26 protein-coding genes, 1 tRNA gene and 1 pseudogene are annotated in these 25,340 nt (G+C 72.1%); 14 read left to right on the forward strand and 14 right to left on the reverse strand.

Annotated features, from left to right (window positions below; translation table 11 throughout):
• A pseudogene (locus VNW53_RS10765) lies at positions 1-288 on the forward strand (1,3-beta-glucanase); the annotation flags it as partial.
• 3 nt (positions 289-291) lie between these two features.
• Here VNW53_RS10765 and upp read toward each other — a convergent pair.
• From upp to VNW53_RS10780, 3 genes are all read right to left on the reverse strand, one after another.
• Positions 292-921 carry a uracil phosphoribosyltransferase gene (gene upp / locus VNW53_RS10770; protein WP_325555632.1) on the reverse strand — a complete coding sequence of 210 codons (630 nt, stop codon included), beginning with the start codon at positions 919-921 and terminating at the stop codon, positions 292-294.
• A gap of 8 nt (positions 922-929) precedes the next feature.
• Positions 930-2,162, reverse strand: coding sequence for a DUF1688 family protein (locus tag VNW53_RS10775; protein ID WP_325555633.1), 1,233 nt, complete (start codon positions 2,160-2,162; stop codon positions 930-932).
• 90 nt (positions 2,163-2,252) lie between these two features.
• Positions 2,253-3,509, reverse strand: coding sequence for a GTP cyclohydrolase II (locus VNW53_RS10780; RefSeq protein WP_325555634.1), 1,257 nt, complete (start codon positions 3,507-3,509; stop codon positions 2,253-2,255).
• 250 nt (positions 3,510-3,759) lie between these two features.
• On the opposite strand from VNW53_RS10780, the gene guaD reads away from it, so the two are divergent.
• Entirely contained in the window at positions 3,760-5,064 is a 1,305-nt protein-coding gene (gene guaD, locus VNW53_RS10785; protein WP_325555635.1) for a guanine deaminase, read from the forward strand.
• A gap of 7 nt (positions 5,065-5,071) precedes the next feature.
• On the opposite strand, the gene VNW53_RS10790 is transcribed toward guaD, so the two are convergent.
• Both VNW53_RS10790 and VNW53_RS10795 read right to left on the reverse strand, forming a co-directional pair.
• Positions 5,072-6,190 carry an AGE family epimerase/isomerase gene (locus VNW53_RS10790; RefSeq protein WP_325555636.1) on the reverse strand — a complete coding sequence of 373 codons (1,119 nt, stop codon included), beginning with the start codon at positions 6,188-6,190 and terminating at the stop codon, positions 5,072-5,074.
• A 60-nt stretch (positions 6,191-6,250) separates the two neighbouring features.
• Complete coding sequence (locus VNW53_RS10795; RefSeq protein WP_293372338.1) at positions 6,251-6,502, reverse strand: hypothetical protein; 252 nt, start codon at positions 6,500-6,502, stop codon at positions 6,251-6,253.
• A gap of 300 nt (positions 6,503-6,802) precedes the next feature.
• Between VNW53_RS10795 and VNW53_RS10800 the strand changes: the two genes are divergently transcribed.
• Positions 6,803-7,189, forward strand: a complete 387-nt coding sequence (locus tag VNW53_RS10800; protein ID WP_325555639.1) for a helix-turn-helix transcriptional regulator — start codon at positions 6,803-6,805, stop codon at positions 7,187-7,189.
• Between the two features lie 15 nt (positions 7,190-7,204).
• On the opposite strand, the gene VNW53_RS10805 is transcribed toward VNW53_RS10800, so the two are convergent.
• Positions 7,205-7,846, reverse strand: a complete 642-nt coding sequence (locus VNW53_RS10805) for a TlpA disulfide reductase family protein (protein WP_325555640.1) — start codon at positions 7,844-7,846, stop codon at positions 7,205-7,207.
• On the opposite strand from VNW53_RS10805, the gene argH reads away from it, so the two are divergent.
• The 4 genes from argH (at position 7,847) to VNW53_RS10825 (ending at position 12,624) form a co-directional block, all read left to right on the forward strand.
• Positions 7,847-9,280 carry an argininosuccinate lyase gene (gene argH, locus VNW53_RS10810; RefSeq protein WP_325555641.1) on the forward strand — a complete coding sequence of 478 codons (1,434 nt, stop codon included), beginning with the start codon at positions 7,847-7,849 and terminating at the stop codon, positions 9,278-9,280.
• The gene (locus tag VNW53_RS10815) at positions 9,277-9,591 is read left to right on the forward strand and encodes a hypothetical protein (RefSeq protein ID WP_325555643.1); all 315 of its coding nucleotides are present in this window, start codon (positions 9,277-9,279) and stop codon (positions 9,589-9,591) included. The genes argH and VNW53_RS10815 overlap by 4 nt, the downstream gene beginning before the upstream one ends.
• Complete coding sequence (gene lysA / locus VNW53_RS10820) at positions 9,588-10,874, forward strand: diaminopimelate decarboxylase (protein ID WP_325555645.1); 1,287 nt, start codon at positions 9,588-9,590, stop codon at positions 10,872-10,874. The genes VNW53_RS10815 and lysA overlap by 4 nt, the downstream gene beginning before the upstream one ends.
• 154 nt (positions 10,875-11,028) lie before the next feature.
• A complete protein-coding gene (locus tag VNW53_RS10825) occupies positions 11,029-12,624 on the forward strand; it encodes a putative bifunctional diguanylate cyclase/phosphodiesterase (RefSeq protein ID WP_325555646.1) in 1,596 nt (531 codons plus the stop codon).
• Positions 12,625-12,711: 87 nt separating this feature from the next.
• Here VNW53_RS10825 and VNW53_RS10830 read toward each other — a convergent pair whose 3' ends face one another.
• From VNW53_RS10830 to VNW53_RS10840, 3 genes are all read right to left on the reverse strand, one after another.
• Positions 12,712-13,098 (reverse strand): hypothetical protein, encoded by a 387-nt coding sequence (locus tag VNW53_RS10830; protein ID WP_325555647.1) that lies wholly within the window; start codon positions 13,096-13,098, stop codon positions 12,712-12,714.
• Positions 13,099-13,187: 89 nt separating this feature from the next.
• Entirely contained in the window at positions 13,188-13,715 is a 528-nt protein-coding gene (locus VNW53_RS10835) for a phosphoribosyltransferase (protein WP_325555649.1), read from the reverse strand.
• Positions 13,712-14,596, reverse strand: coding sequence for a DUF3426 domain-containing protein (locus VNW53_RS10840; protein WP_325555650.1), 885 nt, complete (start codon positions 14,594-14,596; stop codon positions 13,712-13,714). Before VNW53_RS10840 ends, VNW53_RS10835 begins: the two co-directional genes overlap by 4 nt.
• Here VNW53_RS10840 and ftsE point away from each other — a divergent pair.
• From ftsE to VNW53_RS10860, 4 genes are read left to right on the forward strand one after another with little or no spacing between them, the layout of a single operon-like run.
• The gene (gene ftsE / locus VNW53_RS10845; protein WP_325555651.1) at positions 14,523-15,248 is read left to right on the forward strand and encodes a cell division ATP-binding protein FtsE; all 726 of its coding nucleotides are present in this window, start codon (positions 14,523-14,525) and stop codon (positions 15,246-15,248) included. The two genes, VNW53_RS10840 and ftsE, sit on opposite strands and share 74 nt — an antisense overlap.
• On the forward strand, positions 15,245-16,138 hold the full coding sequence (locus tag VNW53_RS10850) for an ABC transporter permease (RefSeq protein WP_325555652.1): 894 nt from the start codon (positions 15,245-15,247) through the stop codon (positions 16,136-16,138). Before ftsE ends, VNW53_RS10850 begins: the two co-directional genes overlap by 4 nt.
• Positions 16,135-16,758 carry a YdcF family protein gene (locus tag VNW53_RS10855; RefSeq protein WP_325555653.1) on the forward strand — a complete coding sequence of 208 codons (624 nt, stop codon included), beginning with the start codon at positions 16,135-16,137 and terminating at the stop codon, positions 16,756-16,758. The genes VNW53_RS10850 and VNW53_RS10855 overlap by 4 nt, the downstream gene beginning before the upstream one ends.
• Before the next feature lie 2 nt (positions 16,759-16,760).
• Positions 16,761-17,468, forward strand: coding sequence for a lysophospholipid acyltransferase family protein (locus VNW53_RS10860; RefSeq protein ID WP_325555655.1), 708 nt, complete (start codon positions 16,761-16,763; stop codon positions 17,466-17,468).
• A 104-nt stretch (positions 17,469-17,572) separates the two neighbouring features.
• Here the strand turns inward: VNW53_RS10860 and VNW53_RS10865 are convergent, their stop codons facing one another.
• Positions 17,573-18,139, reverse strand: a complete 567-nt coding sequence (locus tag VNW53_RS10865) for a gamma-glutamylcyclotransferase (RefSeq protein ID WP_325555656.1) — start codon at positions 18,137-18,139, stop codon at positions 17,573-17,575.
• Between the two features lie 25 nt (positions 18,140-18,164).
• Between VNW53_RS10865 and VNW53_RS10870 the strand changes: the two genes are divergently transcribed.
• Positions 18,165-19,205 (forward strand): DUF2125 domain-containing protein, encoded by a 1,041-nt coding sequence (locus VNW53_RS10870; RefSeq protein WP_325555657.1) that lies wholly within the window; start codon positions 18,165-18,167, stop codon positions 19,203-19,205.
• Positions 19,206-19,221: 16 nt separating this feature from the next.
• Here VNW53_RS10870 and VNW53_RS10875 read toward each other — a convergent pair whose 3' ends face one another.
• The 4 genes from VNW53_RS10875 to VNW53_RS10890 all read right to left on the reverse strand — a co-directional run bounded on the left by VNW53_RS10875 (position 19,222) and on the right by VNW53_RS10890 (position 21,989).
• Positions 19,222-21,336 carry a tetratricopeptide repeat protein gene (locus tag VNW53_RS10875; RefSeq protein WP_325555658.1) on the reverse strand — a complete coding sequence of 705 codons (2,115 nt, stop codon included), beginning with the start codon at positions 21,334-21,336 and terminating at the stop codon, positions 19,222-19,224.
• A 25-nt stretch (positions 21,337-21,361) separates the two neighbouring features.
• Positions 21,362-21,438 (reverse strand) — tRNA-Met (locus VNW53_RS10880).
• 109 nt (positions 21,439-21,547) lie between these two features.
• Positions 21,548-21,736: a hypothetical protein gene (locus VNW53_RS10885; RefSeq protein ID WP_325555659.1), complete on the reverse strand. Its 189-nt coding sequence runs from the start codon at positions 21,734-21,736 to the stop codon at positions 21,548-21,550.
• Positions 21,737-21,806: 70 nt separating this feature from the next.
• Positions 21,807-21,989 carry a hypothetical protein gene (locus tag VNW53_RS10890; protein WP_325555661.1) on the reverse strand — a complete coding sequence of 61 codons (183 nt, stop codon included), beginning with the start codon at positions 21,987-21,989 and terminating at the stop codon, positions 21,807-21,809.
• A 233-nt stretch (positions 21,990-22,222) separates the two neighbouring features.
• Here VNW53_RS10890 and VNW53_RS10895 point away from each other — a divergent pair, with 233 nt between their 5' ends.
• Both VNW53_RS10895 and VNW53_RS10900 read left to right on the forward strand, forming a co-directional pair.
• Positions 22,223-23,266: a glycosyltransferase gene (locus tag VNW53_RS10895; protein WP_325555663.1), complete on the forward strand. Its 1,044-nt coding sequence runs from the start codon at positions 22,223-22,225 to the stop codon at positions 23,264-23,266.
• A complete protein-coding gene (locus VNW53_RS10900) occupies positions 23,267-25,096 on the forward strand; it encodes an asparagine synthetase B family protein (protein WP_325555665.1) in 1,830 nt (609 codons plus the stop codon).
• Positions 25,097-25,340: the final 244 nt, after the last annotated feature.

The following is a 25,340-nucleotide window of genomic DNA, read 5'->3' on the forward strand; positions in this document are numbered from 1 at the left end:
ATCCAGGGCGGCGCGGGCAACGACTTCATCTCCGGCGACCGCGGCAACGACACGGAGGCGGGCGGCCCAGGCGCCGACATCTTCCATTCCAGCCAGGATGCGGGCGTCGACAGGATCCTGGACTTCAACCAGGCCGAGGGGGACCGCGTGATGCTGGACCCCGGCACGACCTACAGCCTGAGCCAGGTCGGCGCCGACACGGTCATCGACATGGGCGCGGGCAACCAGGTCATCCTGGTGGGCGTCCAGCTCTCGACTCTGACACCCGGCTGGATCTTCGGAGCCTGACCCTTACCGCGTCCCGTACATCCGGTCCCCGGCGTCGCCGAGGCCGGGCAGGATGTAGCCGTGGTCGTTCAGCCGCTCGTCCACCGCCGCGGTCCAGATGCGCACGCCCGGATGGTGCCCCTGGAACTTGGAAATCCCCTCCGGCGCGGCCAGCAGGCAGGCCAAGCGGATCGACCGCGCGCCCGCCTCCTTCAGCCGGTCGACGGCGGCTATGGCGGTGTTGCCGGTGGCCAGCATCGGGTCGATCACCACCACCTGGCGATCCTCCAGGTCGGCCGGCGCCTTGAAGTAGTACTCCACGCACTCCAGCGTCGCCGGGTCCCGATAGAGGCCGACGTGCGCCACCCGCGCGGCCGGCGCCAGCTCCAGCATGCCGTCCAGCATGCCCATGCCGGAGCGCAGGATGGGCGCGAAGACCAGCTTCTTCCCCGCCAGTTGCGGCGCGGACATGGTCTGCATCGGCGTCTCGATCTCGACGCCCTCCAGCGGCAGGTCGCGGGTCACCTCGTAGCAGAGCAGCGCGCCGATCTCCTTGAGCAGCTCGCGGAAGCTCTTGATCGAGGTGTCCTTCTTCCGCATCAGCGTCAGCTTGTGCTGCACCAGCGGGTGGTCGACGACGGTGACGCCCTTCATGGGACCTCTCAAAAGACAGTGCCGTCGCTGACGACGGCGATCGGCGGCCCGCCGTCGGCCCGAAGACGCCTGGCGATGCGCCGCCCGGCGGCCCAGGTGCCGCCCTCCAGCACCCGCGCCAGCGGGAAGGCCTCGGCGGCCACGCCCAGCCGCTCGCGCACCATAGGCGCAATCGCATCGAGCAGCGCCACCGTCAGCGCCCGCCAGCCCACGACCAGCGGCCCCTCCACCGGATTGGGGCGGCCGGCGGCTTGCGGGTCGGCCAGGGCCAGGACGCCGGTGTCCACGAACAGGCCGCCGTTGCGGTATTCCGCCAGGCCCGTCAGCCCGTCGATATCGACCACCGCGATCCCGGCCGCCTCCAGCGGCTCGATCAGCGAATAGGCGAGCCACTGCGAGAGCTTGTGGATCGGCATGAAGCCGTCGCTCGGGTCGTCGCGCCGGATCGCGGGATGCCGCCAGCAGTCGCCCAGGGGCGCGCCGCCGAGGCTCAGCCGCCCCGGCCAGATCGGCCCCAGCGCCTGTAGCAGAACCTCCAGGATGACCGGCGCGGGGAGCCGGCCGTCCGCGGCGCGCGCCGCCATGACGTCGAACAGGTCGCCGGGCCGGCCCACCGCTTCGCCCAGCCGCCGCAGCAGGGCCGCGCGGCCCTCCAGGCCGACCAGCGGATTGCCGGGCGAGGCCTGGAACGCCTTGGCGAGCGCCGCCGCGTCGATCGCCGCCAGCCCGTCCGCCCGTAGCGGATCGCTCGGATTCGCCGACAGTGCGCCGGCCTCGAACATCCGGAACGAGGCGATGCCCAGCCCCTCGGATCGCGAGAGCGTCGCCCCGGTGGCGGCGTCGCGAAAGCGCCAGTCCGGCCCTGCGCCGGCGTCCAGCAACACCGAGGTGATCGCCAGATCGAAGGCCGCGCGCGCCTGATCTCGCGAATCCGACCAGGGCTTGTCCCGCTCGGCCCACAGGTCGCGGCCCTCGACGCGGAAATGCCGCCAGCGGGCGTGGAACGGCACGTTCAGATCCGGATAGGCCTCGCGCACCACCTGCGCGGTCAGGTCCGCCGCAGCGTCCAGCCGGCCCAGGTCCACCCGCCACTCGGCCACCTCGCCCGCCAGGGCCGCGGCCAGCATCTCGTGGGCCCGCTCGCGCACCGCCGCGGCGGTGAGGAGGGTTCGGGCCGCCTCGACATCCCGCTCATCCCCGCGAAAGCGGCGACCCAGGCTTTTTGTGTCTTTTCCGGCCAAGCCGGGACTCCTTGAAACGGAGGATCACAGAGAACGAAAAGCACCTGGGTCGCCGCTTTCGCGGGGCCGAGCGGGGCTGGGGGACTGCGCTCAGAATTCCTTCAAGTCGCGGCCCACGACCTTCTTCAGGTCGGCCTTGGTGGGCGGCGCCTCGGGGGTGAAGTAGCCGGCGGCCTTCTTGGCCTCCATCTCGACGCTGGCGTCCGGCGGCACCAGGTCGTCGGGGATCGGCACCCGCTCGCCGATCTCGACCCCGCCCTTCACCAGGGCGTCGTACTTCATGTTGGACATCGACACGAAGCGGTCGATCCGCCGGATACCCAGCCAGTGGATGACGTCCGGCATCAGTTGCTGGAAGCGGGCGTCCTGGACGCCCGCCACGCACTCGGTGCGCTCGAAATAGGTCGCCGCCTGGTCGCCGCCCGGCTGGCGCTTGCGGGCGTTGTAGACCAGGAACTTGGTCACCTCGCCCAGCGCGCGGCCTTCCTTGCGGTTGTAGACGATCAGCCCCGTGCCGCCGTTCTGGGCCTGGCGCGTCGCCTCCTCGATGCCGTGCGTCAGGTAGGGGCGGCAGGTACAGATGTCGGAGCCGAACACGTCGGAGCCGTTGCACTCGTCGTGGACGCGGCAGGTCAGCGGATAGCGCCGGTTGCCGACATGGGCCGGGTCGCCGAACATATAGAGGGTGATGCCCCCGATCGGCGGCAGGAAGACCTTGATGTCCGGCCGGGTGACCAGCTCCGGATACATGCCGCCGGTCTGTTCGAAGAGGGTGCGGCGAAGCTGCTGCTCGTCCACTTCGAACCGCTCGGCGACGCCGGGCAGATACCAGACCGGGTCGATGGCGGCCTTGGTCACCGCCACGTCGCCGTTCTCGCGCACCACCGTCCCGTCGACCTTCAGCCGGCCCTTGGCGATGGCTTCGTGGATCTCCGGCAGGTCGATGCGCGCCTTGGTGACCGCGATGGTCGGGCGGATGTCGACGCCCTCGGCCAGCTCGGCGGCGAAGTCCTCCGCCACCCGGTGGCCCCAGGGATCGAGGCTGACGATCTTGCCCGGCTCATGCCACTGGGCGTGCGGGCCGATGGGGACCACCGGATAGGTGTCGGCGAGCTCCGGCCGCGTCTCGGCGGCCATGGCGCCGGCGGAGATCGCCAGGGCGCGATAGATCGAATAGGCGCCGCCGTGCGCGCCCACGGCGTTGCGGTCGGCCCCGGCGTTGGGCGTGGCGATGACCGGGCCGCGCTCGCGGGCGGTCCTGGCGTCCCAATGGATGGGGAAACGGCTCTGCGACCCGCCGCCCGGGTGCGAGGTGAGCCGGATGTGCGATGTCCTGTTGCCGGCCATGGCTGGCTGTCACGCCTCCAGAATCGAAAAGGCCCCACGCCGCTCGCCGGCATAGGGCCTTTGAGCGGAAATCAAACACCCGGCCATTTGACTTGGCAAGCGTTACGAACTTGACCCTGAAAGGCGCACGGCGCTGAATTGGTTGCGTTTTGTCGGGCCGGCGCAACGCGGTGCTGGCTCCGCGCGCCTGGGCGGCCTAGGACTGCGGGCGCGGCGCGCCGTCGCCCGCCAAGGGGATTTTCCACCGCCCGTGACCGTCCAGGCCTATCGCGCGTCCCTGCTGCACATGCTGGACGACCCCTGCCGGGCGCCCGCCGAGGCGGCCTGGGCCTGGCACGCGGACGGGCTGCTGGTGGTCGACGGCGGCCATGTGGCGGCCTTCGGCGCCTATGAGGACATCGCCCCGACGCTTGGGCCCGACACCGCGGTCATCGACCTTTCGGGCAAGCTGATCGTGCCGGGCTTCGTCGACGCCCACATCCACTATCCGCAGACCGACGTGGTCGCCGCCTGGGGCGCGCAGCTCCTCGACTGGCTGAACACCCACACCTTCCCCGCCGAGCAGGCCTTCGCCGACCGGGCCCACGCCGACGAGGCGGCCTCGTTCTTCCTGGGCGAGCTGCTGCGCAACGGCACCACCAGCGCCCTGGTCTTCGGCACCGTCCACAAGACCTCGGTGGACGCACTCTTCGAGGCCGCGCTGGCCCGCAACATGCGGTTGATCGCCGGCAAGGTGCTGATGGACCGCAACGCGCCCGCCGCGCTCACCGACACCGTCGAGACCGGCCGCGCCGACACCGAGGCGCTGATCCGCGCCTGGCGGGGCCGCGGGCGCCTCGGCTATGCGGTGACGCCGCGCTTCGCCGTCACCTCCTCCGACGCCCAGCTCGCCATGGCCGGCGAGGTCGCCGCCGCCCATCCGGACGTGCTGATCCATACCCACATGAGCGAGAACCTGGCCGAGATCGCCCGCGTCGGGGAGCTGTTCCCCAACGCCCGCGACTATCTGGACGTCTACGCCCGCCACGGCCTGGTCGGGCCCCGCTCGGTCTTCGCCCACTGCGTCCACACCACCAGGGACGCGCTGGGCCGGATGCAGCGGGCCGGCGCCTCGGCGGCCTTCTGCCCCTCGTCGAACCTGCTGCTGGGCTCAGGCCTGTTCAGCCTCAAGCAGGCCTGCGCCTGCGGGGTCACGGTGGGCCTGGGCACCGACATCGGCGCCGGCGCCAGCTTCTCCCTGCTGCACATGATGGGCGAGGCCTACAAGGTGGGCCAGCTGGCCGACGAGACGGTCGACCCCATGCACGCCTTCTACCTGGCCACCCTGGCCGGGGCGCGGGCGCTCAGGATCGACGGCCAGGTGGGCAACCTCGTCCCCGGCAAGGAGGCCGACTTCCTGGTCCTCGACCTGGCCGCGACGCCCCTGCTGGCGCGGCGCACAGCGGCGGCGAAGACCCTGGCCGAGAAGCTCTTCGTGCTGCAGGTGCTGGGCGACGACAGGGCGATCGAGCGCACCTATCTGGCGGGCCACCTCGCCCACAGCCGCGACGGCTGAACGCCCCTCAGGCCCGCGGCCCGGCGTGGGCGGCGAGCTCCAGGATCGCCACCATCAGATGATAGAACGAGGTCGCCGGCGCCGGCTCCTCGACGAAGCGCCCGTCGGGCCCAAGCTTGTCGCGCCAGGCGCCGCGGGCGGGCGTATCCAGGTATTGCGCCAGGCCCCTGGCCGCCCGCAGCCCCTGACCCGCGTCGCCCAGCACCACGGCGGCCTTCAGGTGCTCGGTCTGCGGCCAGAGCCGGGCCGCGCCGTCGCGCACCGAAAAGTCGTCCCACAGGGCGTTGACCGCCACCTCGCGGTCCGCATCGACGCCGCGCAGGCCGTTCTCGAACAGCCGCCGCGCCGCCGCCAGGGCCGTGGGCTCTCCCCGCAGGCGGCCCCAGCGCTCCAGCAGCCAGGCCCACTCGAACTGGTGCCCCGGCTCGACCAGCCCGCCCTCGCCTCGAAGCGCGCGCCAGTCGGCGTCGAAGAACTCCCGCAAGGCGCCGCTGTCCGGGTCGATGAACCGCGTCATGGCGAGCGCCGCGAGCTCGTCGGACAGGCCGGCCCAGACCGGGCCGCCGAGCGGCTCCCAGGCGAGCGCGCTCTCGAACAGGTGCATGTGGCAGTTGGCCTGGTAGGGATGGGCTCCGTTCTCGCGGAAGCCGCCGCCGGCGGCCCGCCGGTCTTGCAGCGCCGCCAGCACGGCCAGCGCCTCGTCCTCCATTCCCGCGGGCTCGGGATCGGCCGCCCGCAGCGCCGCCATGGCCAGGAGGACGAAGGCTTGTTCGTAGTTGTCGGCCTCGCCGTCGAGCGGCGCGCCGTCCCCCGCCGCGCGGTTGATGAACAGGCCGTCGGGCCGCCGGTAGGCCTTCACGAACCGCGCCCAGCCGGTCTTGGCCGTCGCCAGCCAGCGGTCGCCATAGCCGGCCTTGGCCGCCGAGGCGAAGACGAACACCTGGCGGGCCTGGGCGCGGGCGCGGCGCGGCGCCTCGACCGGCAGACCCGCGACACTCAGGGTTTCCTGGAAGAGGCCGCCCGCCGGGTCGACGCCCGCGCCCGCCCAGAGCGGCAGGGCCGCCTCGCGCAGCCAGGCGTCGTACCAGGCGGCGGCGGCGGCGAGGGTGTCGAAAGGCGCGGGCATCGCGGCCTTATGGCGGATTCCTGCGGCCTTGGTCAGGCCCGAAACGTCAGTCGGCCGTGCTCAGGCGTCGTGCGCGCGGGCGGCGTGGGCCACGTGGAAGGAGCCGGAATGCGACAGCACGATCCAGTCGCCGCACCGGGCGACCACCGGGCCTTCTGGCGTGCGGACCTGCACCGCCGCGCCCTCGATCACCGCACAGGCCTCCTCGCCCAGCCACTTCCAGAGCGCGCGCCAGCTCGCCTTGTCGCTCGGCGGCGGCACGCGAAGCGCCGCGCCGTGGTCGAAGGGCGGATGCAGGCGGATGGTGCGCATGGGACCTTGGGTTGCCGTCGAATCGTCCGACCTTGGAATTCGGGCTGCTTCGGTGACCAAGTGCTTAACCGTGCGGCGCGGCGATTGCTGGGCCCCGACGGTTGCGGGCGCTCGATGCGCCGCCGGGGAAAGTTGCATTTTGTCGCACCCGCTCGTCGCACACGGTCTTTTCAACACGGTTTTCCTAAGCTTAACTTATGGTAGAGCCGTAAAGAGGGCGTTCGGGGGGAGCGTCCTCCAGCGAAATCAGACGGCCGGGAGAGTGAATTGGCAGACCCGTCGACGAAGGCGCCAGACCCGATGGACGTGGCTCTGGGGGCCGCGGTGCGCATCCGCAGGCGGACGATCGGCATCTCCCAGGAAGCGCTGGCCGAACAGTGCGGCGTCAGCTTCCAGCAGATCCAGAAGTACGAAAACGGCGCGAACCGGATTTCCTTTTCGCGCCTGGTGCAGATCGCCCGCGCCCTGCAATGCCGGGTCGTCGACCTGATGGACGTGCTGGACGGTCCCGACCGCGAGACCACCGGCGACCTCGACCTGCTCACACGGATGCGCACGCCCGGCGCCCTGGAACTGCTCGCCGCCTACGAACTGATGGCGCCCGAGGCGCGGACCTCGCTGGTCGGCCTGCTGCGCGCGGTCACCGCCCAGCCGGAAGCCTCGGCGAAGGCCCGTCAGCTCGCCTGATCGGCGGGATTTCTCTCAGCTCTGCGCCAGGATCCTGTCGATCGTGGCCTTGGCGCCCGCGCCGCTCCACTCCGCCTCGCCTGAGATCCGGCCGCGCTCCAATCCGTCCTTGCCCAGGATGATGGTGGTCGGCATGCCGTTGGCCGGGGGCTTCAGCGCCCAGGGCAGCTTGGCGTCCGGGTCGTTGTAGAAGGCCAGCGGCGCGTTGCCGGCGATGAAGGCCTTGGCCTGCTCCAGGGCGTCGGCCTTGTCGATGCTGACCGCCACGACCGCCACCGGCTGGCCGGCGTAGGCCTGGGCCAGCTTGGCCAGGGTCGGCATCTCCAGCTTGCACGGCGCGCACCAGGTCGCCCACAGGTTCATCACCACCACCTTGCCCTTGAAATCGGCGGCGGTGAGCTTCTTGCCCTTGTCGTCGAAGAAGACATAGGCCGGCGGCGCGGACCCGTCGGCGGGGTGCTCCAGCTTCTTGGCGACGTCGTGGGTTTGCGGGGCCGTGGCGACGGCGCCGGAGGTTCCGGCGGGGCCTTGCGCCACCGGCTTGGTCGACGACTGGGCTATGATGTAGACAACCGCGGCGACGCCTATAGCAGCGGCGCCCCAGAGGGCCCATGTCAGGACCCCGCCCCTGGGCTTGCCCGCGGACTGATCGTTCATATGACCACCGACTCCTCTGACGCTCCCAAGACGCCGGCCGGCCAGAACGATTCTGGGGGCCAAGCGATGTGGGGCGGCCGCTTCTCGGACAGGCCGGCCGAGCTGATGCAGGCGATCAACGTCTCCATCGGCTTCGACCGCCGGCTCGCGGCGCAGGACCTGGAGGGGTCCCGCGCGCACGCGGCGATGTTGCAAAAGACCGGGGTCATTACAAGCCAGGACGCCGAAGCGATCCTGGGCGGCCTGGCGGCGATCTCCGCCGAGATGGACGCCGGGACCTTCCCGTTCCGCGAGGAGTTCGAGGACATCCACATGAACGTGGAGGCCCGGCTGCGCGAGCTGATCGGGCCGGCGGCGGGGCGGCTGCACACGGCCCGCTCGCGCAACGACCAGGTGGCGCTCGATTTCCGCATGTGGGTGCGCGACGCCTGCGACAGGACCGTCGCCCAGATCCGGGCGCTTCAGAAGGCGCTGGTCGCCAAGGCCGCGCCGCACGCCGCGACCCTGATGCCGGGCTTCACCCACCTGCAGCCGGCCCAGCCGGTGACCTTCGGCCACCACCTGATGGCCTATGTGGAGATGTTCGGCCGCGACGCCTCGCGGTTCGCCGACGCCCGCACGCGCATGAACGAAAGCCCCCTGGGCGCCGCGGCGCTCGCCGGCTCGCCCTTCCCGATCGACCGGCACATGACGGCCCAGGCGCTTGGCTTCGACCGGCCGGCGGCCAATTCGCTGGACGCCGTCGCCGACCGCGACTTTGCGCTGGAGGCCCTGGCCGCGGCGGCCATCACCGCCATCCACCTGTCGCGCCTGGCCGAGGAGATCGTGGTCTGGATGACGCCGCAGTTCGGCTTCATCACCCTGACCGACGCCTTCACCACCGGCTCCTCGATCATGCCGCAGAAGAAGAACCCCGACGCGGCCGAGCTGGTCCGCGCCAAGGCCGGCCGGATGCTGGGGTCGTTCACCCAGCTCGCCGTGGTGATGAAGGGCCTGCCGCTGACCTATTCGAAGGACATGCAGGAGGACAAGGTCCCCGCCTTCGAGGCCTTCGACGCGCTCGAGCTGTCGCTGCGCGCCATGGCCGGGATGGTCGCGGACATGCAGCCCGCCATCGAGAACATGGCCAAGGCCGCCGGCGCCGGCTTCTCCACGGCCACCGACCTCGCCGACTGGCTGGTCCGCGAGCTGGGCCTGCCGTTCCGCGACGCCCACCACGTCACCGGGGCGGCGGTGAAGCGCGCCGAGCAGTTGGGCTGCGACCTGCCCGGCCTGCCGCTCGGCGAGCTCCAGGCCCTGGAGCCGCGCGTCACGAAGGACGTTTACAAGGTGCTGACGCCGCAGGCTTCGGCGGCCAGTCGCACGAGCTATGGCGGGACGGCGCCTGACCAGGTGCGCGCCCAGATCCAGCGTTGGAAGGAAATCCTCGCATGAGCCCCCGGACCTTCATTCGCGCAGGCGCCGCCCTGCTGATCCTGAGCGCGCCCCTCGCCGCCTGCGGCAAGCTGGGCCAGCTCGAAAAGCCCGGACCGTTGAACGGCGCCGGCCGCGCCACCGACCGCCAGGCCAGCGAACAGCAGCGCCAGGCGCAGGACCCGCAGCGGCCCGTCGACACCGTCGATCCGCGCGACGCCTCCACCGACCCGGCGCCGCCGCGCACCCTGCCCATCGAAGGCTCCGGCCAGAACCCCTTCGCCCTCGGCCCGCAAGGCGCCCTGCCGAACCCCTACGCCAATCCGCGATGAACCACTTCGAGCTCGGAGACGGAGAGCACGGGGGGCCCGAGCTCTACTGCGAGGACACGCCGCTGGCGAAGATCGCCGAGGCCGTCGGCACGCCCGTCTATGTCTATTCCTCCGCCACCCTGGAGCGGCACTTCACGGTGCTGCGCGACGCCCTCGTCGCCGCCGGGCTCAAGGACCCGCTGGTCGCCTTCGCGGTGAAGGCCAATCCCAATGTCGCCGTGTTGCGCACCCTGGCCAAGGCCGGCGCCGGCGCCGACGTGGTGTCCGAGGGCGAGGTCCGCCGCGCCCTGGCCGCCGGCGTGCCGCCAGAGCGCATCGTCTTCTCCGGCGTCGGCAAGAGCGAGGCGGAGATCGCCTTCGCCCTGCAGGCCGGGGTTGCCGAGATCAACCTGGAATCCGAGCCTGAGCTGCGCCTGGTCGACGCCGTGGCCGAACGGCTCGGCAAGCGCGCCACCGTCGCCATCCGGGTCAATCCCGACGTCGAGGCCGGCGGCCACGCCAAGATCTCCACCGGCAAGGCCGAGAACAAGTTCGGCGTCTCCCTCGCCGAGGCCGAGCGGCTCTACGCCCAGGCCTCCAACATGGCCGGCGTGCGGCCCGTGGGGGTCGCCTGCCACATCGGCAGCCAGATCACCGACCTCGCTCCGCTGGAGGCCGCCTTCCGCAAGATGCGCGCCCTCGTCGAGCGGCTGCGCGCCGAAGGCCTGTCGGTGGAGCGCCTCGACCTGGGCGGCGGCCTGGGGGCCCCCTATTTCAACGCGCCCACCCCGCCTGCGCCGGCCGACTACGCCGCCATGATCGCCCGGGTGATGGCAGGCCTGCCCACCATCCAGTTCGCCTTCGAGCCCGGCCGGATGATCGCCGCCAACGCCGGCGTGCTGGTGGCCCGCGTGCAGCACGTTCACGCCCGGCCCGAGGGGCGCAAGTTCCTGGTGCTCGACGCGGCGATGAACGACCTGCTGCGGCCGGCCATGTACGACGCCTATCACGACATCCGCCCGGTCAGGCCGCGGGAGGGCGAGCCGCAGCCCTACGACGTGGTGGGGCCGATCTGCGAGACCGGCGACACCTTCACCCGCGACCGGCTGCTGCCACCGCTGGAGGCCGGCGACCTGGTGGCCTTCATGACCGCCGGGGCCTATGGCGCGGCCATGTCCAGCGAGTACAACTCCCGCCTGCTGGTCCCCGAGGTGCTGGTGAAGGGCGCCGACTACGCGGTCGTGCGGCCCCGCCCCACCTACGACGACATGCTGGCGAGGGAACGGAGCGCGCCCTGGCTCTGAGGCGAAGCCTCGTTCCTCTCGTTGAACCTGTTCGATAGCGGAAGAGAATTGGATCTCGCCCCGCGCCGCCGATCAGGCGCAGCGGGAACGGCGCCCACGACTTCCGGTTGCGATCTTAAGACTCCCGACAGCCCGGCGGTTCAGGATGGCGCGGATGACCCTGCGCCTTCCCACCGCATCGGAGCTCAAGGCGATGATCCTCCGACATCGGTTCACCCTCATCGACGCCGCCATGATCGCCGCCGTGGTCGGAGCCGGCCTGCTCGCCGCGTGGCAGATCGACGTCTTCCCCAATGAAACCAACGGGGTGCGCGAAGGCGTCCTCGAACTCGACGAGGTGTTCGCGGTCTGCGCGCTGGGCTTCGCCCTGTTCGCCTGGACGCGGATGCGCGCGCAGAGCCGCGAGGTCGCCCGCCGCCGCGCGGCCGAGAACGAGGCCAGGGCGCTCGCCTTCGAAGACCCTTTGACGGGCCTGCCCAACCGGCGACAGTTCGACGCAGCCCTGAACGCCGCGCTCGCCGCGCCTCCCGGCGCCGATGCCGTGCACGCCGTCCTGATGCTCGACCTGAACGGGTTCAAGCGGATCAACGACGTCCACGGCCATCCGGTGGGGGACGAAGCCCTGGTGCAGACAGCCCTTCGGCTGCGCAAGGCGGTGCGCGAAGACGACCTCGTCGCGCGGCTCGGCGGGGACGAATTCGCCGTCCTGGCGCGGCATCTGTCGGGCGCCGAGGCCGCCACCGGCCTGGCGCGGCGGATCATCGAGAGCCTGGAGGCCCCGGTGAACGCCGGCGGTTCGGAACACCGGATAGGCGCCGGCATCGGCATCGCGCTCGCGCCGCTGGACGGCTCGGACGCCGAAACCCTGTTGCGGCGCGCCGACGTGGCGCTCTACCGCGCCAAGGGCGAGGGCGTCAGCGCCCTGCGCTTCTTCGAGCCCGACATGGATCGCCGGATCCAGGAACGCGACCAGCTCGAACGTGACCTGCGCGACGCGATCGGCTCGGCGGACCTGGAGGTGCTCTACCAGCCCTGCATGGACCTGAAATCCGGGCGTCTGACGCGTTTCGAGGCGATGGCGACGTGGCGCCACCCTCGCCTGGGCGTGCTGGACGCCTGGCGATTCATCCCCATCGCCGAAGCGGCGGGCCTGATCGGGCGCTTGACCGACGACCTGCTGGGCCGCGCCTCGCGGGATGCGGTCGCCTGGGGCCCGCACGTCGCCCTGTCCTTCCCCGTGTCGCCGGCGCAGTTGAAGGATCGCACCTTCGGCCTGCGCCTGCTGAAGATCCTCGGCGCGGCGAACCTCGCGCCCGCCCGGCTTGAGCTTGAAATCGCCGAGAGCGCCATGGTGGCCGACCTGGACGGCGCCCAGCGGGTGCTTGGGGCGATCCGCGATTCGGGAGTCAAGATCGCCCTGAGCGACTTCGGAACGGGCTATTCGAGCCTGTACCACCTGCGGAACTTCAGGATCGACCGGATCAAGATTGACCGCAGCCTGGTGCAGGCCATGGGCGACAGCGTCCAGTCCACCGCCATCGTGCGCGCCCTGGTCGGCCTAGGCGCAGGCCTCGGGCTGACGGTCGCCGCCGAAGGCGTTCAGGACGAACGCCAGCACGGCCTGCTGGCGGATGAGGGATGCCAGGAAGCGCAGGAGGTCAGTCGCCCGATGTCCGCGGTCGAGGCCCTGGCCTTTGCGACCGTCGCGCCGCCGGCTCGGAGACGCCGCGCGAGCCGGGCCCGCGCCTAGACCCTGTCCCGGGTCCTTCCGCAACCGCGGTGTTCATGGGTGGCCGGATGCGCAGGCCGATGACGATTGAGACCGGGAGGGGTCGGCCTAAAGGTCGGCGCAGCTCGACATGTTCACCGGCGCATGGTCCGCGCGGGTCCAGCCCGACGGGCCCTTGGCGAACTCGGAAGTCCGCGATCCGGCCTGGGCCTGCTTCAGCTTGGGATCGAAGCCGTTCCAGGTAATGGCGGTGACGACGCGCGCGGTGATTCCCTTGGCCTGATCCTCCGCCGTGACGGTGCGCTCGGCCTTGCAGGCGACTTCGAAGGTCTGGCACTTCTGGTCCTCCGCCGTGCCCTTGCACAGCGGATCGGCGGCGATGATCTGCTTGCGCCAGCTCAGGATCTCGTTGTCGAGCCCGGCGAATTTGTCCGCCGCCGGGCCGCTGGAGGATCCGGACTGGCTGCAGGCGGCCAGCATCGAAAGGGCCGCCATGACGGCCGCACGTCTTATCAACTTCGTTGCTCCCATGGGGATAGAACGCGGGGGATGGCGCCTGGATGCGGCGATCTCGTGACGGTTCTCTAGTCCAGGGCCCCGATATAGGGGAGCCCGCGATAGGCTCCGGCGGCGTCCATCCCGTAACCGACCAAAAATCGGGCAGGCGCCTCCCAGGCGACGAAGTCCGGCTCTATGGCGCGCCTGGTGGGCCAGGGCTTGCTGGCGAAGACGCAGGTCAGCACCTCGGCGGCCCCGGCGTCGCGCACCAGCCGCGCCGCCTCGGACAGCGACAGGCCGGTGTCGAATACGTCGTCCACCACCAGGGCTCGGCGCCCGGCCAGCGGGCGCTGCAGGTCGGCGCGCACCTCGCAGCGGCCCATGCTGGCCCGCGCGTCGCCATAGGACGCCAGCCACAGGGCGTCGAACCCGAGGTTGCGGCCCATCCGCGAGAGGGCCCGCGTCAGGTCCGCGCAGAACCAAAGGCCGCCGGTCAGGAGGCACACGGCCACCGTCTCGTCGTCGGTCCGCGGCGCGACGATCCGGGCCAGGGCCTCGACGCGCTCGGCGATCTCGGCCTGGCTCAACAGGACGGCAGGGGCTGTGTCGGTCATTTGGGGGCCGGCAGGGCGGCCGCCGCCGCGGGAAGGGCGACCGCCACGGGCCGCGTCTTGCCCGCCGGTTCGAAGCTGACCTCCAGATCGTGCGTCGCGGCGGGCGGGTCGACGATGGAGATGGCGAAGTGGCGCACCGAGCGCGCCGGCACGGCGGCGTCGATCGGGCGGGCGATCTTGACCGCGACGGGCTTGCCCAGGCGGTCCAGCAGGCTCACCCGCAGGGCCGGCGCATTGGCCGCCTGGTCGCGCGGGTTGCGAAGCTGGCCGGTGACCGATAGCGCCGGATGGCCGCCCTGGAAACCGGCGTCGGCCCGCACCTGCTCGATCGCCAGGGGGGAGACCGGCAGGCCGAGGCCCGCATAGGCCGCTTGGCTGGCCGGCAGCAGCCGGACCACCTGGGCGCGGAAGACGACGGCCCCGGCGACGAGGCCGGCGACGACCACGGCGGCGATCGCCCAGACCAGGACCTTGCCCCCGGCCTCGCGCCGCGGGGCGGACGGCCTGCTGGCGACCACCGGCGCGGCCGGCGGCGCCTCGAACACCACTTCATCCAGCGGCGCGGGCGGCGGCAGCGGCGCGACGACCGGGGCGGGTTTGGGCGGCGGCGGCGCGGGCGGCTCGGCCCCCTCCGGCAGCGCCGTCCAGCGGGCGCCGCAGTTGGAGCACTTCACGGTGCGCCCAGCCGCCGCGATCCGTGAGTCGTCCACGAAATAGCTGGTGGCGCACTCTGGACAGGTCAGTATCATGACACTCGAATCGGACGCTCCCGCAGCCTCCCATCCGAGGTCGCCGATTTCGGTCTCCATGTCCAGAAACCCCGTTGCCCCGGCGGCAAGCCGAGTCGCCGAAGATGTCGTCCGTTTCGACGACGTCTCCATGCGCTACGGCCGTGGGCCTGACGTGCTGACCAGCCTCAACTTCAGCCTGGCGCCGGGCTCGTTCCACTTCGTCACCGGCCCCTCGGGCGCCGGCAAGAGCTCGCTGCTCAAGCTGATCTACCTCGCCGCCCAGCCCTCGAAGGGGCTGGTGCACCTGTTCGGCCAGGACGTGGCCCACGCGCCAGCCAGCGCCAAGCCGCAGCTTCGCCGCCGCATCGGGGTGGTGTTCCAGGACCTGGTGCTGCTTGAGCACCTCTCGACCTTCGACAACGCCGCGCTGCCGTTGCGGATCGCCGGGCGCAAGCCCGCCGACTACCGCAACGACGTGGCCGAGCTCCTGAGCTGGGTGGGGCTGGGCCAGCGGATGCACGCCATGCCCGCCACCCTGGCCGGCGGCGAGCGTCAGCGGCTGGCGATCGCGCGGGCCGTGGTCAACCGGCCCGACATCCTGCTGGCCGACGAGCCCACCGGCAACGTCGACCACGACATGGCGGTGCGCATCTTTCGACTGTTCGTGGAGTTGAACCGCCTCGGTACGACCGTGCTGATCGCCACCCACGACCAGGACCTGATCGCCCGCTCCGGCCGCCCGGTGCTGCTGCTGGAGAACGGCCGGATCAGCGCCCGCCCCGCGCAGGGGCCGCTCGCATGAGCGAGATCTTCGACGTCCAGCGCTGGAGGCCCGCGCCCTTCCTGCCGGAGCGGGAGACCCGCGACGGGGCGCTGATCTTCGTGGTCGCGGTGCTCTGCTTCCTGGCCTGCCTGACCGCCATGGGGGTGCTCGCCGCCGACCGCGCGGCCGCCGGCTGGACCGGGCAGCTCACCGGCGAGGCCACGGTGATCGTGCGCCCGCGCGGCGGGGAGACGCCGGACGCCGCCGCCGCCCGCGCCGCCGAGGTCCTGGCCGGGACCGCCGGGGTCGCCGAGGCCCGCGCGCTCGAACCCGCCAAGGCCTACGACCTGATCCGCCCCTGGCTGGGCGACGTCAGCGACCTCGAGGACCTGCCGGTGCCGCGGCTGGTCGCCGTGACCCTCGACGGGCGCCATCCCGCCGGCGCGAAGCAGCTCAGCGCCGCCCTGGCCGGCCAGAACGTCGACGCCACGGTCGACGACCACTCCATCTGGATCAAGGACATCCGCCGCGCCGGCGGGCTGGTGCGCTGGCTGGGCGTCGGGGTCTTCCTGCTGATCGCCGCGGCGGCGGGCGCGGTCATCGCCTTCGCCACCCGCGCGGGCCTGGCCGCACGCCGCGACGTGGTCGAGGTTCTGCATCTGGCCGGGGCGGAGGACGGCTTCATCGCGCGGCTGTTCCAGGTGCGCTTCGCCCAGATGGCCGGCTACGCGGGCCTCATCGGAGCGATCGCCGCCGTGGTGCTCGGCGCGGCCTTGCGGATCGCCGGCGGCGGCGAGGGCCTGACGCCCGCCCTGCCGCTGGCCTGGAGCGACCTCCTGGCCGTGGTCCCCTGCCCCCTGCTGGCCGCCATGGTGGCGGCGGTGGCGGCGCAGCTCACGGCGGTCGGCCTGATCCGGGCGATGCCATGAGGACGCTGGCCGCCCTGCTGGTGCTGGCGCTGATCTGGACGGCCGGCCTCTTCGCCTTCGCCGCGCGCGTCCAGCAGTCGACGCCCCTGCCCGAGCCGCCCCCGGCCGACGGCATCGTCGCCCTGACCGGGGCCAACTCCAACGAGCGCATCGCCGCGGCGGTCCAGCTCCTCGCCGAGCATCGCGGGCATCGGGTGCTGGTCTCCGGCGTCAACCGCGAGGTCAGCCGCGAGCAGTTGCGAACCGCCTCCGGCACGGTGCGCCGGCTCTACGACTGCTGCGTGGACCTGGGCTTCACCGCGGCCGACACCGTGGGCAATGCGCGCGAGACCGCCGAATGGGCGCGGACCATGCGCTACCGCAGCCTGACGGTCGTCACCTCCGACTACCACATGCCGCGCGCGATGCTGGAGCTGCGCGCCGTCCTGCGCCCGCCGGACTTCGCCCTGCAGACCTATGCGACCCCTACCGCGGCGCTGAAGAGCCGCGCGTGGTGGCGCTCGCCCGGGGCGGCGCGCTTGCTGGCGGTGGAGTATTGCAAGTATCTGGCGATCCTCGGCCGCGAGGCGGTGCTGGGCCTGGGCCCGCGCGCCACGCCCGCGGCGCCGCAAAAGGGCTGACCTTGCTCCTCGTCCGATCCCTGCTGTTCACGGCCCTGTTCTATCTGTGGTCGGTGTTCTGGGTGCTGCTGATCCTGCCGCTGGTTCTGGGGCCACGGATCTGGATGGTCCGCTCCTGGGCGATCTGGTCGGGGGTGGTGATCCTGCTGCTGCGGGTCGTCTGCAACATCCGCGTGGAGTTCCGCGGCCGCCAGCACATCCCCAGGACCCACGCCCTGATCGCGCCCAAGCACCAGTGCATGTTCGACGTCTTCGCGCAGTTCACGGTGCTGCCCGACAGTTGCTTCGTGACCAAGAAGGAGCTGATGTGGATCCCGTTCTTCGGCTGGTACGCCTCCAAGGGGCGGATGATCGTCGTCGACCGCGCGGGCCAGGCCGCGGCGCTGCGCAAGATGGTCGCCGACGCCAAGGACCGCTTCGCCGACCGGCGCCAGCTCGTGATCTTCCCGGAGGGCCACCGCGGAGAGCCGGGCGTGGCCGGCGACTACAAGCCCGGCATCGCCGCCCTCTACCGCGAGCTGGACGTGGCGGTGCATCCCATGGCCACCAACGCCGGCGTCCACTGGCCGGCGCACGGCGTCCTGCGCCGCCCCGGCACCATCGTCTACGAATACCTCGAGCCGATCCCGCCCGGCCTGAAGCGCGCCGAGTTCATGCGCGTCCTGCAGGAGCGCATCGAGACGGCGTCCACGGCGCTGTTGCCGTTGTAGGCTCTCGATCCTCCCCCACAGGGGAGGTGGCTTGACGCGACGGAGGGGGTTTCCTCAGCCGAGTCCGCGATAACCGACATCGCCGGCGCCCGGGATGAAACCCCTCAATCCCTCCGGGCCAACTCCCCCTGAGGCGGAGCATCTCTCTCCAGCCGCTCCACCAACCCCAGCAGCGCTTCCATCGCGCGGTCGCGGACTCCCTCCTGCGCCAGGTGTTCCACCAGGTCGCGCAGGTAGTCGACGTTGCGCCCCGACAGCCCCGTCGCGCCGGCGATCAGGGCGGCCTGCTGCTCCAGGCTGAGCGCGCCGGCCCACTGCGGGTGATGCACGTCGGAGAGGAACACCAGGGCCTCGACGCGCCGTCCGTCGGCCAGACGCACGTTCCGTCGCGCCTCCACATAGGTCTCGGTCGGCTGCTCGCGCTCCATCAGATAGGCGTGGACGCCCGCCCAGTCGGCCAGCGCGATCCGATAGGCCGCGCCGCGCACCGATCCGCCCGGCGCCAGGCCCAGCACCAGCCCCGGCCGCTCATAGGTGCCGCGGTGATGCACCGAGTAGATGCAGAAGGCCCGCCGGCGTCCCGGCAAGGTCGCGGGCGCACGCTCTACGAACGGGAACCCCGGCCGCCACATCAAAGACCCGTAGCCGAAGACCCAAAGCTCGTCGGACATCCCACACCGCGGCTATAGAGAGGCCATGTCTGTGCCCGATCCCTCGCCCGCCCGCAAACCCCGCCGCCTCGGCCTCTGGCTGCCGTTCGCCGCCCTCGCCCTGCTGATCGCCGTCTGGAGCGGCGCCTGGGTCTGGGGCCGCGGCCAGGCCGCCAGCCGGATGGACGCCGCCGTGGCGGCCCTGGACCAGGCCGGCTACCGGATCACCTGGAGAGACCGCCGGATCGGCGGCTACCCGTTCCGCATGGACGTCACCCTCACCGACGTCAGCGCCCGCGAGCCCTCCGGCTGGGGCCTGGAGGCGCCGCGGATCGAGGGCGAGGCCTACATGCACGCCCTGACCCACTGGATGATCGCCGCGCCGGCGGGCCTCACCTTCGTGCGCCCGGTGGGCGGACCGGTGGCTGTGAAGGGCGAGGTGATCCACGCCAGCCTGACGCACCTGACCGCGCGCCCGCCGAGCTTTTCGTTCGAAGGGACCAGGCTCAGCTTCACGCCGCAGCCGGGCGCCCAGCCCTTCGCCCTCAGCTCGGCCGACCGGGTGGAATTCCACCTGCGCGCCGGCCCCGACGACGAGGGTGGCGTCTTCGCCCGCCTCGACAACGGCAAGGCGCGGCTCTCGGGTCTCTTCGCCCGGGTGGCCGGCGGCAAGCCGATCTCCATGGTCTGGAACTCGACGCTGTCGAAGATGAGCGCCTTCCAGGGCCGCGACTGGCCCGACGCCGTGCGCCGCTGGGCCGACGCAGGCGGGCGGATGACCGTGCGCGAGGCCGGGATCACCGCCGGCGACGCCGTGCTGGGCGTCCGCTCCGGCAGCCTGGGCGTCGGCGGCGACGGCCGCCTTTCGGGCGCCCTGGACGTCACCCTTCGCCAGGCGCCGCGCGCGCTGAGCGCCATGAGCTCCGAGGGCGTCATCGAGCAGGGCCCGGCGCAGTCGGCTGCGGCGGTGGTCCAGGCCCGCCAGAGCGGCGACACCGCCCAGGCGACGCTCAACTTCCAGGCCGGCCGCACGACCCTCGGCCCCGTCGCCCTCGGCGCTGCGCCGAAGGTCTACGATCCGCGCTGAGCCGCCGATGCGGCCGTCAGCCGCGCCCGACCACGGCGGCGACGGCGTCGTAGAAGTCGCGGGCGAAGGCCTCGGTCTGGCCGAGCGGCCCCTGTCGGATCTGACCTCGCAGCCCCTGCCGCAGGGCCGCCCGGCGCGGCCGGTCCGCCGCCAGGCCCAGGGCGATGCGCTCGAAGCCCGCGATGTCCTCGGCCACCAGGTCGCCCAGGCCGGCGTTGCTGAGGATCGAATGGCTGAGGCGCTCATAGAAGGCCGGGCCCTTCAGGCTCACCACCGGCACACCCATCCACAGGGCCTCCGCCGTGGTGGCGCCGCCGGTCAGGGGGAAGGTGTCCAGGCTGATGTCGATCCCGTTGTAGAGCGGCATGTGCCCGCCGCGCACGGGGTGGAAGATCACCCGGTCCTCGCCGACCCCCGCCGCGGCGAAGGCCGCCAGGATGCGCCGGCGGAAGGTCTCCGCTCCGCCCTCCGGCCGCACGAAGGCGAACCGCGCGCCGGGGACCGCCGCGGTGATCCGCGCCCAGGCCGCCAGGGTCGGCCTGTTGAACTTGTGCGGATTGCCGGCGGTCCCGAAGGTCAGCGCCCCGGCGCGGTCCTCGGGCAGTCCGGCCTCGATGGGATGCTGGTCGGCGAACACCGCGCGCCCCAGCGCGATCCAGGTGCGGGGCAGCACCAGGGGCGCCTCCAGCATCAGGCCGGGATCCGGCGGGACGTTGAAGGGGTCGCAGACCATGTGGTCGATGGCGGCCAGGCCCGCCGAGTGCGGATAGCCCAGCCAGCTCGCCTGGCGCGGCGCCGCGCGCCAGGCCATCACCTCCAGGCGGTTCATGGCCGTCGTGCCGCCGAGCTCGATCAGCATGTCCAGCCGGTCGTCGGCGATCGTCTGGGCCGCCGCCCGCGCGGACATCTCCGTCAGGACGCGATAGGCCGTGGCCTTGGCCGCCATGTCCCGCTGCAGGTCGTCCGCCGCGCTGGGGAAGAACGAATAGACGAAGACCTCGAAGCGCGCCCGGTCCAGGTGGTCGAACAGCGGCAGGGCGAAATAGCCTACCGGATGGCGCCTCAGGTCCGACGACAGGAACCCCAGGCGGATGGGGCCTCCGTCCGGACGCGGCCGGGCTTTGCGGATCGGATCGGCCGCGGCCCTGGCCTCGACCTCGCGGCCCCAGATGCGGTGCTGCTCCAGGAGCTCGCGGCGATCGTCGAGGCTTTCCACCCGCGGCATCTGGCGCAGCAGCGCCGTGTGCCGTCCGCTCTGCGCCCAGAGGCGGCCGAGGGTCCGGAAGTCCCCCAGCCGGTCGAGGTCGTCGAAGGCGCAGACACGGGCGAACACCTCGCTCAGAATCTTCAGGTGGCCGGGGTTCAGTCCCCCTGCTTCCAGCGCCTGCCGCGCCAGGCCGTCGGCCTCGTCCAGCGCCGCGCCTTCGCCCTCGCCGGTGTCCCGCGCCAGGGTCTGGGCGAGCAGGGCCAGGTGGTGCAGGCTGGGCTCCAGCTCATGGGCGCGGCGCAGCAGGCCGATCGCCCGGCCCCGGTCGCGCTCGGCCAGCAGGTCGCCCAGGTGGAACGCCGCCCAGGCCTGCCCGGCAAGCGCCGGCGGCAGGCTCTCCAGCCAGGCCTCGGCGGCCGGCGTATCGCCCGCCGCGCGCAAAGCCAGGACCTTGGCCTCCGCCAGCCGCGCATCGCCGGGATTGGCCGCAAGCCCCCGGTCCAGCACCGCCGCGGCGGCGGCCGTGTCTGCCAGGCCGGCCAGCAGCAGCCAGGCCTCGACGACCTTCGGGGCCTCGGCCACCACCTCGCCCAGCGCGGCCTTGGCCTCGTCCCGTCGGCCCAGGTCCATCAGCGCCGAGGCTCGGTTGACCCGGGCCCCGGCCTCGCCCGACGCCAGCGCGACCGCCCGGTCCAGCGCCGCAAGCGCCTCCTCCGGGCGGCGCAGCGCCCGCAGGGTCGCGCCCCTCAGGTTCCAAAGCGCGTGGGCGTCCGGATGGCGGGCCACGGCCCGCGCGGTCCAGGCTTCGCCGTCCGCGAACCGCCCGGCCCGGTAGAGGTGGCGGCCAAGATCGAGATAGGCTTCGGCCGGTTGGTCGGGGGCCTCGGTCAGGGCCTGGACGAGCTCGGCGATCCGCGCGGTCAAGGCTTGCGGGCCTCTCCAAAGGGCGTGGTGGCTGGGGGCGGGATCGAACCGCCGACCTGTGGGTTATGAATCCACCGCTCTAACCATCTGAGCTACCCAGCCGCACTCCGCCAGGACGGCCCCGCGCGAGCAAGGCGCGGGTTATAGGGTTTCGACCCCCGCGCTTCAAGCGCCTTGGGGCGAGCGGGAGAGGGCGGGTGAAAGCTTGGCGCTACTCGCCGGATCGATTGCCGCGCCGCGCCCGCTGGGCGGCCATGGCGAGCAGTTCCGCCGAGCGCTCCGCCGCGTCGACGGTCATGGCCAGGGCGACGTTGCCGGGCCCGTTCAGCACCACGGCGCCCCGGTGGACGATGACCACCAGGGGTTCGTCGCAGAGATCGTGGAGGGTTTGGCTCGGCATGCCGCCATCCTACGTCCGCGGCGGCCAGGGACCACCCGGGAGCCGACATAGCCGCCCAACTTTGAGGCGATCAGGCGTCCAGGCGCCTCGGGAACTTGGCGACCATGCGGACGCCGCTCCAGAGTTCCAGGGTGCGGTGTTCCCGCTGATCCTCGGCGTGAAGGACTGCTTCCTCATCGGCCTCGCACTCGAACTCGGCGGCCTGGGCGATATGGCCGTCGTCGGCGATGAAATAGAGCCTGTATCCCGGCATCACGCCTCTCCCACGTAGGCGGGAGCACAAAGTGTCTCTCAGCCGTTGGCGCCCACGGGCCGAAGCCAACGATGTCGGGTACTTAACATATTTTGTCGGGTTCCGGACATGGCTGTGACGCCGGCCGCGCGGCGTCGAAGGCTGCGGCCAGGCGCGGCGGCCGCCGAAGATGCCCCCAGCCGCATCCCTCCCCTTCTGTCGCGCGCGCCTCTCCGCTAGGGTCGCGCCCACACATGAGCGTGCTGCATCTCCTGGGAACCTCCGGCGACGGCGGCGCCGAAACCTACTTCGTGGACCTCGTGACCGCGCTGAAGGCGGCAGGCGTCGGCGAGGCCGCGGCCATCCGCCGCCATGCCGGGCGCCAGGCGGCGCTGGCCGCGGCCGGCGTGCCGGTGAAGACGCTGGGCTTCGGCGGCCCACTCGACATCCTCACCCGCCCGGCGGCGGCCGGCTACGCCCGCCTGCAGGGCGCCCAGCTCTTGCTGGCCTGGATGAACCGCGCCGCGCGGCATACGCCCAAAGGGCCCTGGGCGCGGATCGGCCGGCTGGGCGGCTACTACAACCTCAAATACTACGCAGGTTTCGAGGAGCTGGTGGCCAACACCGAGGACATCGCCGAGTGGATCGTGAGCCAGGGCTGGCCGGCCGGCCGGGTGCGCTGCATCCCCAACTTCGCCACCGCCCCGCCCCCTCTCGCCAACCAGGGCGGCGCGGCCCTGGACCGCGCCAGCCTGGACACGCCCGCCGGCGCGCCCCTGCTGCTCGGCATGGGCCGGCTGCACGACTCGAAGGCCCACGACGTCAGCCTGCAGGCCCTGGCCGAGCTGCCGGAAGCCTACCTGTGGATCGCCGGCGTCGGGCCGCTGGAGGCCAAGCTGAAGGCCATGGCCCAGGCCCTGGGGGTCGAGGACCGGGTGCGGTTCCTGGGCTGGCGCACCGACCCCTCGGCGCTCTACCGCGCGGCCGACGTCTGCGTCTTCCCCTCGCGCTATGAGCCGCTCGGCAATGTGGTGATCCAGGCCTGGGCGCACGGCCTGCCGGTGGTGGCGGCCGCCAGCCAGGGACCCAAGGCGCTAATCGAGGACGGCCGCGACGGCCTGCTGGTCCCCATCGACGATGCGCAGGCCCTGGCCGACGGCGTCCGCCAGCTCCTGGCCGCGCCCAGGCGGGCGGCGCAGCTCGCCGAGCGCGGCCTCGGCCGGGTGGCGGCCGAATTCTCGGAAGCCGCGGTCATCGGGCAGTGGAAGACCCTCTTCTCCGACTACGGGGCGGCCTGAATGTGCGGCATCGCGGGCCAGGTCGGCGGGACGGACGCCCGGGCCGCCGAGATGATCGCAGCGCTGACCCACCGTGGTCCCGACGGCATCCGGGTGGAGGCGATGGCCGGCGCCGCCGTGGCCCACGCCCGGCTGTCGATCATCGACCTGGAGGGCGGCTGGCAGCCGCTGCACGCCGCCGGCTCGACGGTGATCGGCAACGGCGAGATCTACAACTACGTCGAACTGGCGCGCGATCATCAACTTGCCGACGTTCTCTCCACCGGCTCGGATTTCGAGCCCCTGCTGCACCTCTACGCCCGCGAGGGGGAGAAGGCGTTCGAGCGGCTGCGCGGCATGTACGCCCTGTGCCTGATGGGCGGCGACGGCCGCGCCTGGCTGGCCCGCGATCCGTTCGGCATCAAGCCGCTCTACATCATGGAGCACGCGGGCGGCCTGGCCTTCGCCTCCGAACCCCGGGCCTTCCTCAAGGCCGGCCTGATGCAGACGGTCCTCGACCCCGAGCCGGCGAAGGAACTGCTGGCCTTCAACTACACCCTCGGCGCCCGCACCCTGTTCCAGGGCCTCCGCCGCCTCGCCCCGGGCGAGGTGGTCGAGGTCCGCGACGGGCGGATCGTCAGCAACTGGCGGCAGAGATGGCTTCCTTCTCCCCTCGCGGGAGAAGGTGTCGGTCGAAGGCCGACGGATGAGGGGGAGCCCGCCGCTTCTGGCGCGACGCCCGCCGTTACGCCGACTGATCGACACTCCCCCTCATCCGACCTGCTTCGCAGGCCACCTTCTCCCGCGAGGGGAGAAGGGGAATTGCTCCAACATCTCGACGCCGTCCTCGAAGACTCGGTCCGCGTCCACCAGCGGTCCGACGTGCCCTACGGCCTGTTCCTCTCCGGCGGCATCGACTCGGCGTCGATCGCCACCCTGATGGCCCGCCTCAACGAGCGGCCGGTCACGGCCTTCACCTGCGGCTTCGACGCCCCCGGCGCAAAGGACGAGCGGGCGCAGGCGGAGCGGGTGGCCCGGGCGCTGAACCTCGACTGGCGCGAGACCCGGTTCGGCGAGGCCGACTTCTGGCGGATCGCACCGGAGGTCGCCTGGGCCCTGGACGACCCCACCGCCGACTACGCGACGCTGCCGACCTACAAGCTGGCCGAGGCCGCCAAGGGGACGCTGACCGTCGTCCTGACCGGCGAGGGCGGCGACGAACTGTTCGGCGGCTACGGCCGCTATCGCCGGGCGCTGAGGCCCGCCTGGCTCGGCGGCCGGCCGGCGGAGCCCCGCGGCGCGGACCCCGCCGCCATCGCCCGCTGGCGCGCCGAGGCCAAGGGGCCGCCAGAAATGGGAGGAAAAGCCCTCACCCGCCTGCAGCAGGCGCAGTGGGCCGACATCGCCACCTGGCTGCCCAACGACCTGCTCCTGAAGCTCGACCGCTGCCTGATGGCCCACGGCCTGGAGGGCCGCACGCCGTTCCTGGACCCCGGGGTGGCCGCCTTCGCCTTCCCGCTGCCCGACCGCTTCAAGGTGCGCGGCCGCTACGGCAAATGGCTGCTGCGCAAGTGGCTTGAGCGCGCCTGCCCGGCCGCCGAGCCCTGGGCCCGCAAGCAGGGCTTCACCGTCCCGGTCGAGGCCTGGATCGCGCCCCGCGCCGCCGAAATCGCCCAGCGGATCGGCCAGATCGACGCGATCCGCCGCGTGAAGCCCGACGCCCCCGAAGCGTTCAAGGCCGGCGGCGACGGCGTCCGCTGGCCGCTGCTGTTCTTCGCGCTGTGGTCCCGCATCCACCTGGAGGGCGCCGGCCCGGCGGAGGCGCTGGAGAGCGTGGCCGGGAGGGTCTGAGGGTGCTCCAACAAATCCGTGTCATCCCGGAAAGCGCGCAGCGCTTGTCCGGGACCCATACGCGCCATCGTTTCTGGAACGAGCTCGGCGGCGGCCGCCGCGCCATTCCTACGCCACCTGGGTCTATGGGTCCCGGACAGCCGCTTTGCGGCTTCCGGGATGACACGGTGGGTTACGCCACCGTCACCCCGTACTTCGCCCCGATCTCGGCCACGGTCGCCTCGAACTCCTCCACCGTCTCGCG

Origin of the sequence: Phenylobacterium sp. (assembly GCF_035569475.1) — a bacterium.
Taxonomy (GTDB): Bacteria; Pseudomonadota; Alphaproteobacteria; order Caulobacterales; family Caulobacteraceae; genus Phenylobacterium.

Coding starts and splice junctions, on each gene's coding strand:
- VNW53_RS10900 (WP_325555665.1), top strand. CDS start 23,267: ATGTGCGGCATCGCGGGCCAGGTCGGCGGGACGGACGCCCGGGCCGCC.
- VNW53_RS10825 (WP_325555646.1), top strand. CDS start 11,029: ATGACCCTGCGCCTTCCCACCGCATCGGAGCTCAAGGCGATGATCCTC.
- VNW53_RS10830 (WP_325555647.1), bottom strand. CDS start 13,098: ATGGCGGCCCTTTCGATGCTGGCCGCCTGCAGCCAGTCCGGATCCTCC.
- VNW53_RS10790 (WP_325555636.1), bottom strand. CDS start 6,190: ATGCCCGCGCCTTTCGACACCCTCGCCGCCGCCGCCGCCTGGTACGAC.
- VNW53_RS10890 (WP_325555661.1), bottom strand. CDS start 21,989: ATGCCGGGATACAGGCTCTATTTCATCGCCGACGACGGCCATATCGCC.
- argH (WP_325555641.1), top strand. CDS start 7,847: ATGACCACCGACTCCTCTGACGCTCCCAAGACGCCGGCCGGCCAGAAC.
- VNW53_RS10855 (WP_325555653.1), top strand. CDS start 16,135: ATGAGGACGCTGGCCGCCCTGCTGGTGCTGGCGCTGATCTGGACGGCC.
- VNW53_RS10895 (WP_325555663.1), top strand. CDS start 22,223: ATGAGCGTGCTGCATCTCCTGGGAACCTCCGGCGACGGCGGCGCCGAA.
- lysA (WP_325555645.1), top strand. CDS start 9,588: ATGAACCACTTCGAGCTCGGAGACGGAGAGCACGGGGGGCCCGAGCTC.
- upp (WP_325555632.1), bottom strand. CDS start 921: ATGAAGGGCGTCACCGTCGTCGACCACCCGCTGGTGCAGCACAAGCTG.
- VNW53_RS10835 (WP_325555649.1), bottom strand. CDS start 13,715: ATGACCGACACAGCCCCTGCCGTCCTGTTGAGCCAGGCCGAGATCGCC.
- VNW53_RS10800 (WP_325555639.1), top strand. CDS start 6,803: ATGGACGTGGCTCTGGGGGCCGCGGTGCGCATCCGCAGGCGGACGATC.
- VNW53_RS10850 (WP_325555652.1), top strand. CDS start 15,245: ATGAGCGAGATCTTCGACGTCCAGCGCTGGAGGCCCGCGCCCTTCCTG.
- VNW53_RS10815 (WP_325555643.1), top strand. CDS start 9,277: ATGAGCCCCCGGACCTTCATTCGCGCAGGCGCCGCCCTGCTGATCCTG.
- VNW53_RS10870 (WP_325555657.1), top strand. CDS start 18,165: ATGTCTGTGCCCGATCCCTCGCCCGCCCGCAAACCCCGCCGCCTCGGC.
- VNW53_RS10780 (WP_325555634.1), bottom strand. CDS start 3,509: ATGGCCGGCAACAGGACATCGCACATCCGGCTCACCTCGCACCCGGGC.
- VNW53_RS10795 (WP_293372338.1), bottom strand. CDS start 6,502: ATGCGCACCATCCGCCTGCATCCGCCCTTCGACCACGGCGCGGCGCTT.
- VNW53_RS10885 (WP_325555659.1), bottom strand. CDS start 21,736: ATGCCGAGCCAAACCCTCCACGATCTCTGCGACGAACCCCTGGTGGTC.
- VNW53_RS10805 (WP_325555640.1), bottom strand. CDS start 7,846: ATGAACGATCAGTCCGCGGGCAAGCCCAGGGGCGGGGTCCTGACATGG.
- ftsE (WP_325555651.1), top strand. CDS start 14,523: ATGTCCAGAAACCCCGTTGCCCCGGCGGCAAGCCGAGTCGCCGAAGAT.
- VNW53_RS10840 (WP_325555650.1), bottom strand. CDS start 14,596: ATGGAGACGTCGTCGAAACGGACGACATCTTCGGCGACTCGGCTTGCC.
- VNW53_RS10865 (WP_325555656.1), bottom strand. CDS start 18,139: ATGTCCGACGAGCTTTGGGTCTTCGGCTACGGGTCTTTGATGTGGCGG.